The 18,839-nt window shown below is 49.0% G+C and carries 17 protein-coding genes, 2 tRNA genes and 1 pseudogene; 8 read left to right on the forward strand and 12 right to left on the reverse strand.

Translation table 11 applies throughout. The features are described 5' to 3' along the window. Positions 1-285: 285 nt before the first annotated feature. Entirely contained in the window at positions 286-591 is a 306-nt protein-coding gene (locus tag DFR47_RS21705; RefSeq protein ID WP_170137431.1) for a zinc ribbon domain-containing protein, read from the reverse strand. Positions 592-678: 87 nt separating this feature from the next. After that, the gene (gene ruvX / locus DFR47_RS03890) at positions 679-1,164 is read right to left on the reverse strand and encodes a Holliday junction resolvase RuvX (RefSeq protein ID WP_113943027.1); all 486 of its coding nucleotides are present in this window, start codon (positions 1,162-1,164) and stop codon (positions 679-681) included. 102 nt (positions 1,165-1,266) lie between these two features. Between ruvX and DFR47_RS03895 the strand changes: the two genes are divergently transcribed. From DFR47_RS03895 to DFR47_RS03915, 5 genes are all read left to right on the forward strand, one after another. Further along, positions 1,267-1,989, forward strand: coding sequence for a metal-dependent hydrolase (locus tag DFR47_RS03895; RefSeq protein WP_113943028.1), 723 nt, complete (start codon positions 1,267-1,269; stop codon positions 1,987-1,989). A 132-nt stretch (positions 1,990-2,121) separates the two neighbouring features. Further along, positions 2,122-2,409: an Asp-tRNA(Asn)/Glu-tRNA(Gln) amidotransferase subunit GatC gene (gene gatC, locus DFR47_RS03900; protein ID WP_113943247.1), complete on the forward strand. Its 288-nt coding sequence runs from the start codon at positions 2,122-2,124 to the stop codon at positions 2,407-2,409. A gap of 116 nt (positions 2,410-2,525) precedes the next feature. Then, complete coding sequence (gene gatA, locus DFR47_RS03905; protein ID WP_113943029.1) at positions 2,526-4,007, forward strand: Asp-tRNA(Asn)/Glu-tRNA(Gln) amidotransferase subunit GatA; 1,482 nt, start codon at positions 2,526-2,528, stop codon at positions 4,005-4,007. A gap of 6 nt (positions 4,008-4,013) precedes the next feature. Then, complete coding sequence (locus DFR47_RS03910; protein WP_113943030.1) at positions 4,014-4,487, forward strand: GNAT family N-acetyltransferase; 474 nt, start codon at positions 4,014-4,016, stop codon at positions 4,485-4,487. A gap of 64 nt (positions 4,488-4,551) precedes the next feature. Continuing rightward, a complete protein-coding gene (locus DFR47_RS03915) occupies positions 4,552-5,811 on the forward strand; it encodes a Y-family DNA polymerase (protein ID WP_113943031.1) in 1,260 nt (419 codons plus the stop codon). A 186-nt stretch (positions 5,812-5,997) separates the two neighbouring features. On the opposite strand, the gene parE is transcribed toward DFR47_RS03915, so the two are convergent. Then, a complete protein-coding gene (gene parE / locus DFR47_RS03920; protein WP_170137432.1) occupies positions 5,998-8,154 on the reverse strand; it encodes a DNA topoisomerase IV subunit B in 2,157 nt (718 codons plus the stop codon). 491 nt (positions 8,155-8,645) lie between these two features. Between parE and DFR47_RS03925 the strand changes: the two genes are divergently transcribed. Further along, a complete protein-coding gene (locus DFR47_RS03925) occupies positions 8,646-9,578 on the forward strand; it encodes a DMT family transporter (RefSeq protein ID WP_113943032.1) in 933 nt (310 codons plus the stop codon). Positions 9,579-9,646: 68 nt separating this feature from the next. On the opposite strand, the gene lipB is transcribed toward DFR47_RS03925, so the two are convergent. Beyond that, a complete protein-coding gene (gene lipB / locus DFR47_RS03930) occupies positions 9,647-10,390 on the reverse strand; it encodes a lipoyl(octanoyl) transferase LipB (protein WP_113943033.1) in 744 nt (247 codons plus the stop codon). A 76-nt stretch (positions 10,391-10,466) separates the two neighbouring features. Continuing rightward, positions 10,467-11,003, reverse strand: coding sequence for a GNAT family N-acetyltransferase (locus DFR47_RS03935; RefSeq protein ID WP_113943034.1), 537 nt, complete (start codon positions 11,001-11,003; stop codon positions 10,467-10,469). Positions 11,004-11,641: 638 nt separating this feature from the next. Between DFR47_RS03935 and DFR47_RS03945 the strand changes: the two genes are divergently transcribed. Beyond that, entirely contained in the window at positions 11,642-12,343 is a 702-nt protein-coding gene (locus DFR47_RS03945) for an aspartate/glutamate racemase family protein (protein WP_281011551.1), read from the forward strand. A 154-nt stretch (positions 12,344-12,497) separates the two neighbouring features. Here the strand turns inward: DFR47_RS03945 and DFR47_RS03950 are convergent. The 4 genes from DFR47_RS03950 to DFR47_RS03965 all read right to left on the reverse strand — a co-directional run bounded on the left by DFR47_RS03950 (position 12,498) and on the right by DFR47_RS03965 (position 16,507). Further along, positions 12,498-12,582, reverse strand: a tRNA-Leu gene (locus DFR47_RS03950). A gap of 184 nt (positions 12,583-12,766) precedes the next feature. After that, positions 12,767-13,642, reverse strand: a complete 876-nt coding sequence (locus DFR47_RS03955) for a LysR substrate-binding domain-containing protein (protein ID WP_113943036.1) — start codon at positions 13,640-13,642, stop codon at positions 12,767-12,769. Positions 13,643-13,811: 169 nt separating this feature from the next. Next, positions 13,812-15,161, reverse strand: coding sequence for an MFS transporter (locus DFR47_RS03960; protein ID WP_113943037.1), 1,350 nt, complete (start codon positions 15,159-15,161; stop codon positions 13,812-13,814). A gap of 107 nt (positions 15,162-15,268) precedes the next feature. After that, the gene (locus tag DFR47_RS03965) at positions 15,269-16,507 is read right to left on the reverse strand and encodes an aminopeptidase P family protein (protein ID WP_113943038.1); all 1,239 of its coding nucleotides are present in this window, start codon (positions 16,505-16,507) and stop codon (positions 15,269-15,271) included. Positions 16,508-16,748: 241 nt separating this feature from the next. On the opposite strand from DFR47_RS03965, the gene DFR47_RS03970 reads away from it, so the two are divergent. After that, positions 16,749-17,210: a hypothetical protein gene (locus DFR47_RS03970; RefSeq protein ID WP_113943039.1), complete on the forward strand. Its 462-nt coding sequence runs from the start codon at positions 16,749-16,751 to the stop codon at positions 17,208-17,210. A gap of 107 nt (positions 17,211-17,317) precedes the next feature. Here DFR47_RS03970 and DFR47_RS03975 read toward each other — a convergent pair. The 3 genes and pseudogenes from DFR47_RS03975 to DFR47_RS03985 form a co-directional block, all read right to left on the reverse strand. After that, positions 17,318-17,767 (reverse strand): annotated as a pseudogene (locus DFR47_RS03975) (YrbL family protein); the annotation flags it as partial. A gap of 12 nt (positions 17,768-17,779) precedes the next feature. Then, on the reverse strand, positions 17,780-18,058 hold the full coding sequence (locus DFR47_RS03980) for a hypothetical protein (protein ID WP_113943041.1): 279 nt from the start codon (positions 18,056-18,058) through the stop codon (positions 17,780-17,782). 675 nt (positions 18,059-18,733) lie between these two features. Continuing rightward, positions 18,734-18,818, reverse strand: a tRNA-Leu gene (locus DFR47_RS03985). Positions 18,819-18,839: the final 21 nt, after the last annotated feature.

The following is an 18,839-nucleotide window of genomic DNA, read 5'->3' on the forward strand; positions in this document are numbered from 1 at the left end:
ACTACAGGAAGGGCAGATTACGTTTGTGCCATTATCGTCATTCCGGCTTTGTGAAGCATAGCTACGCTGAAATATCTGACGTACATAATTAATCATAATAATCTCCTGTGTTTAAGGAGATCTATATAAACAAGCTCTAGTCGCTATAGGAGCAATAGCTAATTTTAAGTATTGTGATTTTTTGTAAGTATTTGATTTTAAATTATTATTTTTTACATCGCAAAGCAGTCAGGATTTTTAAAAATTCTGACTGCTTCAGATATGATTGAAGTATTCGGAAATGTTTTAAGCAGCGGCTGGCTGGCCGCAATTGCCGCAAAATTTGGCACCAGCCATCATCGATTGATTGCAAGAGCTGCATTGAGCCGGAACGAGGGACAAGCCGCAATTGTTGCAAAACCGTGCGTCTGTGGCCTGAGGTCTGCGGCAGTCAGGACAGTTTTGAGTTTTTGCAGGCGGCAGTTCCATTTGTTGTGGCATGCCATAATAGAAAGCTTCATTACGGCCATGTTTTGAGCCGTGGCCATGGCCACCACCATAACCGCTATGAGAATTGTAGCCGCCACGGAAAAAGGATTTGATAAAGCTCATAACATTCTCCTTAAAAGAAACATCAGGAGATATCTTTGTAAAAGCTCTAACCGCTATAGGAGCAAGATCTAATATTCTTAAATTTATTTAATCTTGCTCGCTGTCACGACGCAGTATGTGCAGTCGATCCAGAGCGCCTTGCAAAATGAATGAAGCGGCAGCGGAATCAATTCGCTCTGCGCGTTTGGCGCGGGAAACATCCATGCCGATCAAAGCGCGCTCTGCCGCAACGGTTGAAAGACGCTCATCCCAGTAAATGAACGGAATATCGGTGAGCTTTTCCATATTGCGCACAAAGGCTTTTGTGGCCTGCACGCGCGGGCCTTCTGTGCCGTCCATATTGACCGGCAGGCCGATAACGGCTGCTGCAACTTTTTCTTTTTGCAGCAGTTCCAGCAGTTCCTGTGCATCGAGTGTAAATTTGCGGCGTTTCAAAACAGGACGCGGATGCGCGAATGACATGCCGAGATCAGAAACCGCAATGCCGATTGTTTTGGTACCCAGATCAAGACCGGCGACAAGCTGCCCGTAGCTCAAGCTTGTTGCAAGCTCTTCAATTGTTGATACAGCCATATCTTGTTTTTCCGATCCGGTAATGTCGTGTAGTATCTTGCAAAGGCAGTGCAGTGCATCATAACTGTGCCTATATCAATATGCATCGGCAAAGGGAATATCATGAACATAACCTGGCTCGGCCATTCTGCTTTTCGCGTTGAAACCTCGCAGGCGACAATTCTGATTGACCCGTTTATCAGCCAGAGCCCGACCGGTTCTGCTTTGGATTTTGCTGAAGTGACCAAAGGCATAACCCATATTGCACTGACCCATGGCCATGGCGACCATGTCGGCGATACAATCCGCATCGCTAAAGAAACAGGCGCGACAGTGATCGCCAATGCTGATCTGTGTGACTGGCTTGCGCATCGCGGTGTAGAGAAAGTCGATCCGGGCAATACCGGCGGTACAGTCTTTCACAACGGCTTTTCAGTAACCTTTGTAAATGCGCTGCATTCCTCCGCAACTGTGACGGAGGACGGCGTTTCCCATTCTCTTGGTAATCCGAATGGCCTGATGTTCCATTTTGATGATGAAGATGCACCGACACTCTATCATATGGGCGATACGGATATTTTCTCGGATATGGCGCTGATTAATGAGTTGCATCAGCCGGAAGTGGCATTGGTGCCGGTTGGTGATCGTTTCACAATGGGCGGCGCAATTGCAGCGCTGGCTTGCCAGCGTTATTTCCCGACGCTCAAAACTGCAATCCCGTGCCATTTCGGTACATTCGGTCTGCTTGATGCAACGGCAGATGATTTTGTATACGGCATGGAAAAATCCGGTACAAAAGTTGAAGTGCTGGATGTTGGCGGCAGTTTAACTGTTTCTCGGGGCTGAAAATTCAAGTCAAATATTGCACTTGAGCAAGTGCAGGGTTATAGCCGGAACAAGAGAAATTTCTTGCGGACTGTATTCATGCTGGATAGACCGGCAGCTAAGTCCGCATTTTCGCATTTATCGGAGAACGACATGTCCGTCGATTTAACTACAGTCAAGCGCGTTGCGCATCTTGCCCGTATTGCGGTCAGTGAAGAACAGGCCGAGAAAATGACCGGTGAACTCAATGTCATTCTGGGCTTTGTGCAATCGCTGGATGCAGTGAATGTTGATGGTGTTGAGCCGATGACTTCGGTTATCCCGACTGCCATGCGCCTGCGTGAAGATACAGTTTCTGACGGCAATATGGCTGCAGAGATCGTTTCTAATGCACCGATCAGTGAAGAGAACTTCTTCATGGTGCCAAAAGTTATCGAATAATCTGCGCTCAACCGTCCGACAGCTGTTTTCCGTCGATCAAGAGCTATATTGCTCCCGTTTAAAGCGGTGATTGAGACAAAAAATGGCAGATGAAAAGCCTAAACAGGATTTAAACCATGACTGATTTAACCGCACTCACGATTGCCGAGGCGCGCGACAAGCTGAAGGCCAAAGCCTTTACAGCAACCGAACTGGCCGATGCTTATCTCAATGCAATTGATGCGGCCAATGGCGCGCTCAATGCTTATGTCAGTGTTACTCATGACAAAGCCCGCACGATGGCCAAAGCTTCGGATGAGCGTCTGGCAAAAGGTGAGGCCGGTGCGCTGGAAGGTATTCCGCTCGGCGTGAAAGATTTGTTCGCCACCAAAGGCGATCACACTCAGGCCTGCTCGCATATTCTCGATGGCTTCAAGCCGGAATATGAATCAACCGTCACAGCCAATCTCTGGGCAGACGGCGCGGTTATGCTCGGCAAGTTGAACATGGACGAGTTCGCAATGGGCTCCTCCAACGAAACATCCTATTACGGCCCTGTTGTCAGCCCTTGGCGCGCAGAAGGCTCAGAAGATAAGCTGGTTCCGGGCGGTTCTTCCGGTGGTTCTGCTGCAGCTGTGGCTGCGCGTCTGTGCGCCGGTGCTACAGCAACTGATACCGGTGGTTCGATCCGTCAGCCTGCGGCGTTCACCGGCACTGTTGGTATCAAGCCGACTTATGGCCGTGTTTCCCGTTGGGGCACGATTGCTTTCGCATCTTCGCTTGATCAGGCCGGTCCGATTGCCCGCGACGTTCGTGACAGTGCAATCCTGTTGAAGTCGATGGCTTCTGTTGATCTGAAAGATACAACTTCTGTTGATCTGCCGGTTCCTGATTATGAAGCAGCGCTTGGCAAATCCGTAAAAGGCATGAAAATCGGTATTCCGCGCGAATATCGCATTGATGGTATGCCGGCTGAAATCGAAAAGCTCTGGGCGCAGGGCGTTCAGTGGCTGAAAGATGCCGGCGCGGAAGTTGTTGATATTTCGCTGCCGCATACAGATCAGGCGCTTGCCGTTTATTACATCGTTGCTCCGGCGGAAGCATCGTCGAACCTCGCACGTTATGACGGCGTTCGCTATGGTCTGCGTGTTCCGGGCAAAGACATTGTTGAAATGTACGAAAACACCCGTGCGGAAGGTTTTGGTGCGGAAGTTAAACGCCGTATCATGATCGGCACCTATGTGCTTTCAGCCGGTTATTATGACGCCTATTATGTTAAGGCACAGAAAATCCGCACATTGATCAAGAAAGACTTTGAGGATGTGTTTGCTGCCGGTGTGGATGCAATTCTGACACCTGCAACACCATCGGCTGCTTTCAAGCTGGGCGATAAAGAGCTGGCTGCTGATCCGGTGAAAATGTATCTCAATGACATCTTTACGGTCACTGTGAACATGGCTGGTCTGCCAGGTATTTCAGTACCGGCGGGTCTGTCCGAAACCGGTCTGCCACTGGGCTTGCAGCTGATTGGCCGTCCGTTTGAAGAAGAAGCACTGTTCCAGGCTGCCCATGTGATTGAGCAGTCCGCAGGCAGCTTCACAGCAAAACGCTGGTGGTAAAACCGCATGCAGCTCCGACAGGCAACAAACGCTGATCTGGCGGTTATTGCCCGCATCGGGGCTGATGCATGGTCTTCCCATATATTCAGCTTTGAAACCGAAGAGCCGGATCAGCGCAGACGCGCTGAACTGGCTTTTTTACGTTCAGTGCAAGATTACACAGATTACATTCTGGTTGCCGAGCAGGATGGTGTGATCTGTGGCTGGGGCGCACGCGACAGTAATCAGAATTATATTTCAGACATTTGGGTGGATCCGGCGCATCACGGACAGGGTATAGGTACTTTGCTGGTTGATGCACTGTTGGCGCAGATTGTTTTGCTCGGGTTTCAGAGCGCGGAAATCGGCACTCATGCGCGTAATCTTCCAGCGATAAAGCTTTATGAAAAATGCGGCTTCCGGATTATTCGCCGTTATGAGGAATGGTCGGACAGTCTGGCGCGTGTTGTGGAAAAGGTGAAAATGCAGGCCGATTTGTAATATCAGCTTGCTAAATCTGTTAAATGTTCTTATTTTGTTCTGCAATTAGTGCGGAACAACACCCATGCGTAAACCTGATCTGCCGGAACGGCTATATCTCGATTTTGACAGTTTTTTTGCCAGTGCCGAGCAGCAGATGAATCCTGCCCTGCAGGGCAGGCCGGTTGGCGTTGTACCCCATGCCAGTGAATTCACCGGCCTGATCGCAGCCAGTAAAGAAGCCAAGAAGTTCGGCTTGAAAACCGGAACGTCTGTGCGCGAAGCCCGTGAACGCTGCCCCGATATTGCAATAATTGAGGCGCGGCCGGATGAATATGTCAAACTGCATCATAAGATACTGGATATTATTGATACGGTTTTGCCGATCGGTGATGTGCGCTCGATTGATGAGTTGGTTTGCCGTTTGCTGCCGTCAGAATCCCGTCAGGCTGAGGCTCTGGGATTGGCGATTAAAGCGGCATTGCGTGAAAAGCTTGGCTCTGCTCTGACTTGTTCCATTGGCGTTGCGCCCAATGAGCTGCTTGCAAAAATCGCGGCTGAAATCGACAAGCCAGACGGTTTGGTCATTGTGCGGCCGGAAGATATTCCCCGCCGTTTCCTGAAACTGCAATTGCGTGATTTGCCCGGTATTGCCGCGGGTGTAGAGGCACGCCTGCTACGCTCCGGCATCACAACAGTTGAGGAGCTCTGGAAGATCAGTCCGAAACAGGGGCGCGCAATCTGGGGTAGTGTTGAAGGCGAGCGATTTATCGCCGGACTGCATGGCTATGCGGTCGAGAAACAGGAAACGCAGCGCCGGATGTTCGGACATGGCCGTGTGCTGCCGCGGGACTGGCGCCAGCCGGATAAAATTCTGCAATGCGCGCGCCTGCTTTGTATGAGCGCCTCGCGACGTTTGCGTAAAGAGCATTACCGCGCCGGTGCTCTGGTCTATGGCTGGCGGATAAAAGGACAGGAATCTATTTCTGTTGAGGGCGTTTTTCCGCCGTCACGCGATGATCATTGTTTTCTCACCTGTCTGGGGCAATTACACCGGCGTTTGCTGATGCATCCGGCATTTCGTGGCACGGATTTCAGGCGGATCAAGAATGTGCATATTTATCTGCATCATCTGTCCGGCGAGGTGGTAGATAGTCATGACCTGTTTGATGAGCCGCAGCAAAAGCAGCGCCAGCAACGCTGGGAACAGGTATCTGACACGCTTGACCGCGTGCGCAAACAATTCGGTTCGGATGCTTTAAGTCTCGGCCCGTCCATCGCCCCCGGCTCTTACATAGGCGGCAAAATCGCTTTTGGCCGTATTCCTGATCTGGATGATTATTGAGCGCTGTTGAGGCTTGAATTACCTCAAATGCCATTATCCTTGGCATTGTATAAAAGAAGAACCACCAGATTTACGGATTAATGTATCCTGCCTTCGGATATAAGCGAGAGCGCATTACTAAAAGTGCAAGTGGTCTGATCGGAGATGTTCATAAAAAAGCCGGTGATAACACCGGCTTTTAATTCATCAGATATCCAGTTCCTGAACGAATTCAGCATTTTCCTGAATGAAGCGGAAGCGGGCTTCCGGCTTTGTGCCCATCAGGTCATCTACAGTGTTTTTGGTCGAGCCGCTTTCATCCTCAAAGAGTTCCACACGCAGCAAAGTACGCTTGCTCGGATCCATCGTGGTTTCTTTAAGCTGCTCAGCACGCATTTCACCAAGACCTTTAAAGCGGCCAAGCTCAACTTTACCTTTGCCGGTAAAGACTGTGCGCATCAGTTCGTCCTTATGCGCATCATCACGGGCATAGGCGACCTTACCACCTTGGCTGAGGCGATACAGCGGCGGCACAGCAAGGAACAGGTGTCCACCGGTAATCAGCTGCGGCATTTCCTGATAGAAGAAGGTGATCAGCAGCGAGGCAATATGCGCACCATCCACGTCAGCATCTGTCATCACAATGATGCGGTCATAGCGTAGATCATCTTCACGGTAGTTCTTGCGGGTGCCACAGCCAAGCGCCTGCACCAGATCACCGATCTGCTGGTTTGCCGTCAGCTTATCGCGTCCGGCGCTGGCCACGTTGAGGATTTTACCACGCAGCGGCAAAATCGCCTGATTGGTGCGGTTACGCGCCTGTTTGGCAGAACCGCCCGCCGAGTCACCCTCAACGATGAACAATTCTGCACCGGCTGCGGAATTTTGCGAGCAGTCAGCCAGTTTGCCCGGCAGACGCAACTTACGGGTTGCTGTCTTACGAGTGGTTTCTTTTTCCTGACGGCGGCGCAGGCGTTCTTCCGCACGCTCAACAACCCAATCGAGCAGTTTTGATGCTTCCTGCGGCGAGGCGGCAAGCCAATGGTCAAAAGGATCGCGGATCGCATTTTCAACAATACGCTGCGCTTCAACAGTCGCCAGCTTATCCTTGGTCTGACCAACGAATTCCGGCTCACGGATGAAAACCGACATCATACCGGCAGCAGAAATCATCACGTCATCAGTGGTGATCACCGAGGCGCGTTTATTGTTGGTCAGTTCCGCATAGGCTTTGAGGCCGCGCGTCAGTGCAAGGCGCAGACCCGCTTCATGCGTACCGCCTTCACCGGTTGGAATGGTGTTACAATAGGAGTGAACAAAGCTGTCACCGCCATACCATGCCACCGCCCATTCGACAGCACCGTGACCGCCTTGCTTTTCCGTCTTGCCGGAGAAAATTTCTCTGGTGACCATAAATTCTTTGCCGAGTGAGGCTGAGAGAAAGTCTTTCAGACCACCTGGAAAATGGAAAACAGCTTTATCCGGAATGCCCTTTTTAGGATCAAGCAAAGACGGATCACAGGACCAGCGGATTTCTACGCCGCCAAACAGATAGGCTTTCGACCGCGCCATACGATACAGGCGCTCTGGGTCAAATTTGACGTTTTTGCCGAAAATCTCCGGATCCGGATGGAAACGCACCCGCGTACCACGGCGGTTATGGACTTCACCGAGTTCTTCCAGATCACCCAGCGGCAGCCCGCGGGAAAAACGCAGACGATAGAGGCGGCGGGCACGGGCGACTTCGACTTCCAGCAGGTCGGACAAGGCGTTGACCACAGAAACACCAACACCATGCAGACCACCGGAGGTCTCATAGGCTTTGCCGTCGAATTTACCGCCGGCATGAAGCTTAGTCATAATCACTTCAAGCGTTGATTTGCCCGGCACCTGAGGGTGAAGTTCAACCGGAATACCACGACCATTATCACTGACTGTCAGGAAGCCTTCGGCATCAAGATTAACATCAATGAAATTGGCATGACCGGCAACCGCCTCGTCCATCGCGTTGTCGATGACTTCGGCAAACAGATGGTGCAACGCTTTTTCATCAGTACCGCCGATATACATGCCGGGACGCAGACGTACCGGTTCCAGCCCTTCAAGAACACGGATGGCGGAAGCATTATAATCACTGCCATCTGAGTTACTCGGAGCCGAGCGCATTTCAGCAGCTGTTTTTTGTGCAGGAGCTGCCGGAGCAGGCGCGCTTGCAGCAATTTCTGGCTTGCTCACAGGCGAAGGCTGTGCAGGCACAGGGGTGGCGACAGTTTCAGCAATATCCGCGGACACCTCAGGCTGAGACACCTGCCGCCCGCGTGCATTGTTGAGAATATTCGCAAAAAGATCGTCGCTATTATCCATGTGGAATGGCCGGCCTGTTCGTTCAAATAGATTACGGAGCATTTTGCTGCTGAACAGAGATTCAGCGTCGCATAAATGCGGGAAACAAAATTACGGAGCGGAATATTCAGTTCTGAATTTCAAAACCGCACCGGAATTATGGAAAATCGAATCACCGAGATTTTGGCATGTTTCAACAAGTAAAGCGACAAAGGTTCGCTATACGTTCCTGTTTAAATGCCGGTAATCCTGACTTTTCCGCAGATTTTATTTTGTTTGGACAATTACACGGGAATTGTCAAATCCGGCATTCGTCTTCAGGTGTGCTGCTGTGGCCTTAAAGTGACGGCACGGGACAATAAAACGCGCAGCCGGAGAGAGGTGTTGCGTTAGCGGGCAAGCCGTGATGAGAACGCTGAATATGGAAATAACGCTGCCCGAGCAGCCCGAAATAAACGCGGTGTAACCGCAGAGGCCCGAGATAAAAGCGGCGTAGCCGCAGAGGAATGACAATGCAGAACCGGTTGCAGCCGCATGTGCGCGGAATGATCACCATGATCTGTGCCATGCTTATTGTGCCGCTGATGGACGCCACCGGCAAGTGGCTGGCAATGGAAGAGAATATTCCGCCCGGCACGATCAGTTTTATGCGTTTTTTTGTGCAGGGTATCCTCAGCTTTGCAGCGATTATCATTTTTAGCCGTGGTTTTGGGCTGAAAACCCAACATCTCTGGGGCAATCTGTTTCGCGGTTGTTTGCTGGCTCTCGGTAGTCTCTGCTTTTTCACCGCGGTCAAATATATGCCGCTGGCCGATGCGCTGGCTGTGTTCTTTGTGGAACCGCTTATTCTGACCGTTCTCTCGATGATTTTCCTTAATGAGAAGGTGGGCTGGCGCCGCTTGAGTGCTGTGCTTGTCGGGTTGCTTGGCACAGTCATCGTTATTCAGCCAAGCTGGAGCGTTTTCGGCTGGCTCTCGGTTTTGCCGGCGATTTCCGCCTTCTTGTTCGCGGTCTATTTGGTGCTCAATCGCAAATTTGGCCTTAATGAGCGTCCGGTCGTGATGCAGTTTTATGCCGGTATTGGAGGCAGTATCATGGGGATTGCGGTTATGATCTTTGGCCATACAGCTGCTATTCCTGATCTGCAATTTGCATTGCCGCACACGCTGTTTCCGTGGTTCATGCTGCTCATGATTGGTGTCTTCGCGGCCAGCGGTCATTTGCTGGTGGTGCGTGCATTCCAGCTGGCACCGGCCTCCATTCTGGCACCATTCCAATATGTTGAAATTGTTATGGCGGTCACGGTCGGTTTGTTGTTTTTCGGTGACTTCCCGAGCCTGTCTAAATGGTTTGGTATTGCGATTATTATCGGCTCAGGGATCTATGTTTTCATCCGTGAGCGCAAGCGCAGTGCTGAGGCAGAAAAGGCCGTACTCTCAGTTTAGAGAAAAGAAAAAAGGCGGCTTAAGTGCCGCCTTTTTAATATAAAACAATAACTTATTTAAATTGTCTGTTATTTCACATCACCAAAGACATCATTGAAACTTTGCTTCAATGCCATATCCAGATCGTCCATAGTGACAGGCAATCCCAGATCAACCAGACTGGTCACTCCATATTCAGCAATACCGCAAGGAACGATGCCACCGAAGTTTTCAAGCTGCGGTTCCACGTTAAGGGCAATGCCGTGAAAACTGACCCAGCGGCGCATACGAATGCCGATTGCTGCGATCTTATCTTCTGCCATTGCACCATTCGCGAGGCGCGGTTTTTCCGGTCGCGCAACCCAGACGCCAACGCGGTCTTCGCGCCGTTCGCCTTTGATATTGAAATTATCAAGTGTGGTGATGATCCATTGTTCCAGCGCTGCTACAAAAGCGCGGATATCTTCACGGCGACGCTTGAGATCAAGCATGACATAAGCCACACGCTGCCCCGGGCCATGATAGGTAAATTCACCGCCGCGTCCGGTCTTGTAAACCGGAAAACGATCTGGCGTTAGCAAATCTTCATCACGCGCACTGGTACCGGCGGTATAAAGCGGCGGATGTTCCACCAGCCACACGAGCTCATTGGCTCCGCCATCACGAATGGCGGCAACGCGTGCTTCCATAAAAGCTTCCGCATCAGGGTAGGATGTCAGACCATCAGCAACCAGCCATTCAACCGGCGGGGAGCCATCAGTGCTAAGAAACTGAGCGGATAAATCATTGCGATTAGTCGCAGGGCGACTCTGTGCAGGGGCGTTTTCTGTCATGATGGCAATCAGGTAGAGATTGCGGTCAAAAAAATCCAGATGGCAAATTGACCGCTCTGCTATGAAAGCCTGATTATCAACTGGCTAAGGCGCAAAGGCTTTCTGCTGTTTTGATATCGCTGCGCAACATACCGAAGATTGCTGTGTCCCAACGTTCATTGCCGACCTGCAGGCAGGAGCGGCGGATGCCCTCAAGCTGAAAACCGAGTTTGCGATAGGTCTGAATGGCAGCGCGGTTGAATGTAAATACATTCAGTTCGAGACGGGAGAATTCCTCCTGATCGAAGAGACGCTTGATGATCTGCTGCAAAAACGGCTGGGTAAGGCGCTGGCCACGATAGGTCGGATTAACTGCAACGCGCCCCAGACGGGCGACACCGTGCTGCCAGTCAAGAACGAGCTGAGCATGACCTACCAGTTCCTGATTGTAAAAGGCGCTGAACATCAGGCGCTGCGGCTTATTGCCTTCAGTCTCGCTTTGCATTTGCTCAATTTGCTGTTCGCAAAGGGGATATTTCAAAAGGGGACCGCCCCATTGAATGAGTTCAGCCTCACTGGCAAACCAGTTGCACAAATGCGCGGCATCATCTTGGTGAAATGGACGGATATCCATATCTGCTCCCCGTAGAGACTAAAATTAAGCGTAAGCTAGCCTATAGCAGAAGGTGAGGGAACTGGAAAAGTTGCCAGAAATTAACCATGTTTAAAAATACGTGATTATAGAATTTTTTGGACGAATTTAAAATTAATTCAAAGGCTATGCGTATGTTGAGGGGATGAAATTACTGCGTTATGTAAATGTAGATTTTATTTGGAGGCAACAAGGGTTGATTACTGTGAATCTAATTTGGAAACGGACGTTGCAAATGCATATCGTATTCTGGGTAATATTAGCAATATTGGCTTATGTAACTGCCGGCTCCGGCACTTTAGCAAGTTGTTGGCCCCTTGTGTTTTTCATCCCGTTTTCAGGCATTGTGTTTTTCGTGCTCATTGTATGGAGTATTATGACTTTGTGGCGATGGGGATTTTCTCCGCACCTTCGCTTCATACGATCGTTCATAGTTGAAAGCCATATCATGATAATGACTTTTGGTCTTATTGTCTGCTTTGGAACGGCAGGATTAGCAACAGAGCACGTAAGTTGTATGTAGTGAAACGCATTCTTACAAATAGTAAATAAGTCCATGCAGCCTGATATTTCATTCATGCTCTGTGTTTGATAAAAGCGGATCAAACAGGAGAAACAGGGTGGCACAGAAGCTTATTGGCCTCATCGGAGGCATGAGTTGGGAAAGTTCAGCTGAATATTATCGTATCATCAATGAGCTTGTCCGGGACAGGCTTGGTGGTTTGCATTCAGCCAAATGTCTGATGTGGTCGTTTGACTTTGCAGAGATTGAAGCGCTGCAACATGCAGGGCGCTGGGATGATGCAACCATTGAGATGATTAAGGCCGCGCAAAGTCTGGAGCGTGGCGGGGCTGATTTCCTGCTTATTTGCACCAATACAATGCACCGCATGGCTGATGAGGTGCAGGTCGCAATCAATATCCCGCTTATTCATATTGCAGATCCGACTGCAGAGCGCATAAAAACCGCAGGGCTTAAAAAAGTTGGTCTGCTGGGAACTGCTTTCACGATGGAACAGGATTTCTATAAAGGGCGGCTGATTAACCAGCACGGTCTTGAGGTTTTGGTGCCAAATGACGATGACCGCAAAACTGTCCATCGCATTATTTATGATGAACTAGTGCAAGGTGAAGTCAAAGAGACGTCCCGCCAGATGTATCGTGATGTGATTGCCCGCCTTGTCGGGCAGGGCGCTGAGGCGGTTATTCTGGGCTGTACGGAAATTATGTTGCTTGTGCGCCCTGAGGATAGTGCAGTGCCGATTTATGATACGACAGCGATCCACGCAGAAGCTGCGGTGGAGCGTGTTATTGCAGCTTAATAACACAGGGGCGAAATGCCCCTGATTTCAAGCATATTCAGTTTTAGTTCGTGGGAAGGTGTTTCAGCAAAAGATGGCAGCTTTCCCGTTTGCATGATTATGCATGGGAGAAGAGATGATTATTTATCGCTGAAAATACTCTCTTGGGAGAGAATGGTGCGGTCGAGAAGACTCGAACTTCCACGGGTTGCCCCACAGCGACCTCAACGCTGCGCGTCTACCAATTCCGCCACGACCGCACTGTGTGGTAGAAACCGAACTGCTTCGGTGAAGGCCATGTAGCAAATCACTATTGCAGTGACAAGCCATATTATTCATCAATGATATCAATATGCTTATAAATTTTCCCGAAATGCCGGAAATGATCATTTCAGAGGCCTCTATTTCCGCATTTACCACCTTCCGGTCTCCATAGACTACCTCTTAAGGCTTGGTGGCGAACATATCAGCGAGAGTTGCCGCAAAACTTTTGGCTATTGCCGAGCGGTTTTTATCAGTACTGACATAGATTCCGACAACCGCATCACCCAATTGCGGGAGATTTGGATTGGCACTGATGGCACGCAATGTCGGTGGAATAACGCGGTCTGCTAATGCTGTAACGCCAAAGCCGCCTTGCAAGGCAGCGGTAATGCCTGTCAGACTGGGGCTGGTATAAACAATCTCAAAGCTTTTACCTTCCCGCTGTAGCGCAGTCAGCATATTGCGGCGATAGAGGCAGCCTTCCGGATAACAGACAATACGTAAGTCACTATTGGCTTGATCATCCGGATAATTCTGTAGATCGCTATTTCCGCCCACCCATGAAAGCGTTTCTTTCCATGTCATGAATACGCCTTCTGCAGGACCGTCTGCGGTCATGGCCACCACAATATCCAGCAGACCTGCACGTAATCCCCGTAACAGATTGTAGGAGAGGTCGCAGGTGATATCGAAAGTCATATTGGCAGTTGTATTGTTCAGACTGCCCATTAGTTGCGGCAGAAAATGATCGGCATAATCATTCGGTATCCCAAGCCGAAGCCTGCCGATCGTCTCGCGCTTTGAGAGTTTCAGCATCATTTCATCGTTGAGAGCCAGTATTTGTCGCGCATAGCTGGCAACGGTCTCGCCATATTCAGTAAGCTGGGCACCGCCGTCTTTTGAAAATAATGAAGTGCCGAGCAGCTCCTGCAAGCGCTTCATTTGCAGGCTGATTGCTGGCTGGGTACGCCCCAACTGTTCGCCCGCCCGCCCGTAGCCTCTTAAATCAATAATGGTGACAAATGTCCTGAGCAGATCTGTCGGAATATTGCGCATCTCAGTCCCACCTGAAATTTTTGCCGGCAAGAATCCATGCCGGCGCCCCCTCGCAAAACTCTATAGTATTGAATTGGAATTTGCTGATAAATATTGCCCTGCCTGAACAGACAGGCACGACATGAGAGTGTCTCATATCGTGCCATATTTGGTCATCGTTTGCCTGTTTTTAATCCGCGAGCGGTTTGCCAGCGGTTTCCCGTGCAAAACACATTGCAAGAAGTGAAACTACGGCGATGGCCACCAGATACCAGGCAGGTGCAAGTTTGCTACCGGTGATATTGATCAGGAAGGTTGCAATCAGTGGCGCTGTGCCGCCGAGAAACGCCTGAGCCGTATTGAAGCTAAACGCGAAGCCGCTATAGCGTACACGGGTCGGGAAAATCTCGGTGAGAAAACAAGGCAATGTACCGTCATTGACTGTCAGCAAAATACCAAAGGCGATCTGAATAAGAATAATACCCGTTAAAGTCGCACCATCCAGCATTGCAAACAACGGAACGGTGAGGGCGATGAACAGGATGGAGGCAAGTATCAGTGCTACTTTGCGGCCTATTTTGTCCGAGATCGCGCCCATAACAAAAATCGACAGGACATAGATTGCCAGTGAAATACTGACCGTTAAAAATGCTTCTGTTTCTCCGACATTCAATTCCGTAATCAGATAGGTCGGCATATAGCTGAGAATTAAATAGAAACCGACAGCATTCAGACTGGTCACACCAATCGAAATAAGCACTTCACGTCGATAGGTGGTGAAGATTTCTTTGGCTGGCGTGGCAGTAACGCGATGTTGGTTTTCTAATTCTCTGAATTTAGGCGTGTCCTCAATTTTCAGCCGGATATAGATGCCGATCAGACCAAGCGGTAAAGCGAGCAGGAATGGCAGTCTCCAGCCGTATGACTGCATTTCAGCCGGTGTCAGGAAGGCAAACAGACCTGCAGCCATCAATGAACCGGCAAGCAAGCCTGCTGCAGTGCTGGCAGGCACTAAGCTGGTGTAAAGACCGCGTTTTGACGGCGGAGAATATTCCGCGATAAAGGATGTTGCACCAGCATATTCACCGGAGGCAGAAAAACCTTGCACCATACGCAGTAATAATAAGAGTGCAGGCGCCATCATGCCGATCTGAGCATAGGAAGGCAGCAGCGCAATCAGCGTGGTTGCGCCGGACATGATCAGGATGGAAAAGGACAGGGCTGTACGCCGTCCGATGCGGTCACCAATACTGCCCCAGATGATACCGCCGATCGGCCGGATAATGAAAGAGATTGCAAAGACGGCAAATGTTGCCATCAAGGCGGCAGAAGGGGCGATATCCGGAAAAAACACTACGGCGATAATAGTTGCGAGATAGCCGTAAGACGCATAGTCAAACCATTCAACAAAATTGCCGAGTGAGCTTGCGATCAAAACCTTTCTCAGCGTTTTCTGCGATACTGCGCTTTCGCTGCCGCTGAATGTTGCTGATTGCCTGATCGCTGTTTCACCCCTATCTGGGCTTAAAACTGCTGACATAATTCCTCCTTGGGCAGTGCTGCGTTGCAGCAGCTGCTCTCGTGTTCCCGTATAGTTTTCTTTTCTTTTTATGAAAAAGCACCGGCCTTGATGACCGGTGCCTGTCGTTATTTTACGCTGATAATATTATGCTCAGGGCCGAATGGAAATCCGGTGATATTGGTTGAGCTATTTTCGCCGATCACCATGATATCATGCTCACGATAACCGCCGGCACCGGGTAGACCTTCCGGAATGGAAAGCATCGGTTCCATTGAAACGACCATGCCGGGTTGCAGAACTGTTTTGACATCTTCGCGCAGCTCCACGCCGCCTTCACGTCCATAGTAATGGCACATCACACCGAAGGAATGGCCGTATCCGAAGGATCTGTAACCCAGCAGGTTGTGGCTGCGGTAAATCTCATTGAGCTCTTTGGCGATATCACCACAGCAGGCACCTGGTTGTAGCAGCTCCAGCCCACGACGATGGACGGCACAATTAATTTCCCAGATTTTCAGGCTGGCATCATCCGCATGATCTAAGAACATGGTACGTTCCAGTGCGGTGTAATAGCCTGCAATCATAGGAAAGCAGTTCATCGACAGTATGTCGCCTTTTTGAACACGGCGGCTGGTCACCGGATTATGCGCACCATCGGTATTGATGCCGGACTGGAACCACGACCAGCTGTCCATCAGTTCTGCATGGGGCAGTTTTTCGGCAATGTAGCGGATCATCGCCTGTGTTCCGGCCATTGCAACTTCATATTCCGGCACGTTTTCATGAATGCTATTGAAAATCGCTGCACCACCGGCATCGGCTGTTGCTGTGCCTGTTTTGATCAGTGCGATCTCTTCTTCAGATTTGACCGTTCTGAACCACATGATGTGCTGGCTGATATCGACAAATTCAACATCCGGAAACGCCTCATCCAGCAGTGTCCGGAAATGCAGATCAATATGATCAAATTCAATGCCGACACGCTTGGCTTTAGGCAATGTTTGCTGAAGGGCATAGAAATAATTGTCACGGTTCCAGTCGGTATAGGTGATATTATCACCATAGGTGCGGCGCCACGGCTGGCCGGCATCAACACCTGCGGATACTGAAACAGCTTTCGTGTCTGTCACAATGAAGGCATAGCGTCTGGCAAAGGAACAATAAACGAAATCAGCGAAATAGCAGATATTGTGATAGGATGTGAGCAGGGCGGCATCGAGGCCGGTTTCCTGCAATATTTTGCGCAGACCGTCATGACGACGGTTCATTTCAGCGGCGCTGAATGTTGGCGTGACCTTATCGCCATTGTGCATTTTTTGCAGGCGCGCCAGTTCATTTAATGTATTCGTGACATGCATATTCATAATGACTTCCCCTTTATTTCTGATGTTGGGAGAGACGTTATGAATTTAAAAATCAGCTTTCCAATGAGTAATTCATATGGCTCGATTTGCGTTGCTTATACGCAGGGATAAGACGTGATCAGGTGCGTATTTTTGTGAATTTTGGCGATAATCGTTTGGAATAATCTGCTTTTCAGCGGAATATACAGCTGATAAATGCAGAGTAACCTCTGATATTTCTGATCTTCAAATGGAGACCACCATGCGCTGCCGCTTCTTACTTGCATCAGCCTTTTTCCTGCTACCGGTTTCAGCCATGGCGCTGGATAATGATGAGGAGCTCAGGCTGAATTTGCCGCATGGTGAGGTTATAATCGGGATTAATCAGGTTGAAGGTGAGGGGCTGGTTATCCATGCGGGCGGAGATAAAGAGCTGCTCATGGACAGCGCATATATGCCGGAGGTTATGACAACCTATGAAGACAGTGTTCTGTTGCAACTTGCGATGGGCGGCAATGCTTGTCCGGCAACTTATGTCTGGCTGACTTATGACGGCAAGGACTTACGTGCCAGCAAGGAATTCGGAACCTGTCTGGAAAGTGGCGAGCTGAAGAAAACAGATGGTTTTCCGGCCTTTATCATGGATGACGGGGATTCAGCTTCGCAGCAAATTCGCTATGATTATGATGGTAAAACCATCAAGGAAACCAAGTTGACACGCTAAGAAGCGTCGGTTTTAAGCGTAAAATCTGTTCAGTTTCTGAAGTTTCTCTCATGAAGGACGTCTTGAAGAGCGCCCTTCATGAGATGTTTTATGTTTGGCAGCGCAATTTACACCCAGTTGAACAGGACGCCATCCTGCAGATCAATTCCTAAAGCCACACATGAAATGAAGCAGAGAAGCATCAAGGCTTTCTTCTTCACGGTGGATGACATGAAGTTTATCGCAACCTGCGAGTAAATGTTTTTGGCAATGCGCTTTTTATTCATCTGATTGAGCGCCGGAAACCATGCGCGCAATGGAATAAGTGTTTTATCGCCAATGCCGTCGATCAGTATCAGCCTGTTGTTGACTTCATCAAAGACAATATTATCGAGATGAACATCGGTCGCAACAATCTTGCTGGCTACAAACCAGCGCAAGAAATTGCGTAGTTCCGAGTGAAGTTTGTCATCAAAATGACCTTCAGCAACAACTTCTTTCAGCGTTAGTGCCAGATGGCCGTTTTTTCTCCGTGCGGCTTCCACCAAAAGCCCGTTGCCTTGCGGTGTCGGAATGAGCCCGACAAAGCGCTACAAATATTGAGACGTTAACTGGCCTTCGGATTTGATTTTCGTATATTCGCGAATTTCGCGCTGCAACGGCACAGTCTGCTTATAAAAAGTGCGCAGCTTAACAAGCACTTTCCATTTCTGGAAAAAACGGCGTGCTGAGAAGTCATTTTTCTGAACTTTGATCAATAAATTTTTATGTTCAAAAGAAGTGTAGACCTTGCGCGATTGCCCTTCCGCAACAAGTTTCATGGAGTTGATTGTTACAGGATTTTCGTTTTTGTTTTTAAAATCAAGCATGCCACTTCTCTAATATTCAAAACATAACTTTTAATAATATATTATATTTAGATAAGAAAATAGTTTGAATTTAAATTCATCACAAAAAATTTATGTTTTATTGTATGTTTTATAAAATTACATAATTGAATATTAATTCATATATATTATTGAATATTTTAATAATTAATTTTATTGATTTATTTGTTTTTATTGCCTGATATATGCATTTTCAAAATTACATTCCATAACAAAACGTGTGAGTAGAGTAGTTAACCCTGCAAGGGGTTGATATACCTTAACCCAACTCTGGACGTAGTTATGCTGACGCAAGTTGGCTTTCTCCATCAATGGCTGTGCTACTTGCTAGCCGAAATCCAATGACATGTAGCGCAAGAACAACGCAGCTTCCCTCAGAGCTTATCATCTACAATAAAAGCGCACGTATAGTGATATAAAACCTGCCACATTAGTAAGCGATATTGGAAAATGAGCCACTAATGAGTAGGACAGAATTGGTTTGATGTAAAATATAAGGCACTGAAAAGACGCGCTTTTATTTTATTTATTAGAAATAGTTGTAGAATTTTAATACGGTTTATTAGGTTGATAACATTGTATCAACTTCGCGCATATATTCGACAGGAAAACTAATTTGTATCTGTATGGATAAGGGGAGAGCTCTAAAAAGAGAAATGGTGCGGTCGAGAAGACTCGAACTTCCACGGGTTGCCCCACAGCGACCTCAACGCTGCGCGTCTACCAATTCCGCCACGACCGCACTGTGTGGTAGAAACCGAAT

The sequence above is a fragment of the Pseudochrobactrum asaccharolyticum genome (assembly GCF_003314995.1).
GTDB classification, from domain to species: Bacteria; Pseudomonadota; Alphaproteobacteria; order Rhizobiales; family Rhizobiaceae; genus Pseudochrobactrum; species Pseudochrobactrum asaccharolyticum.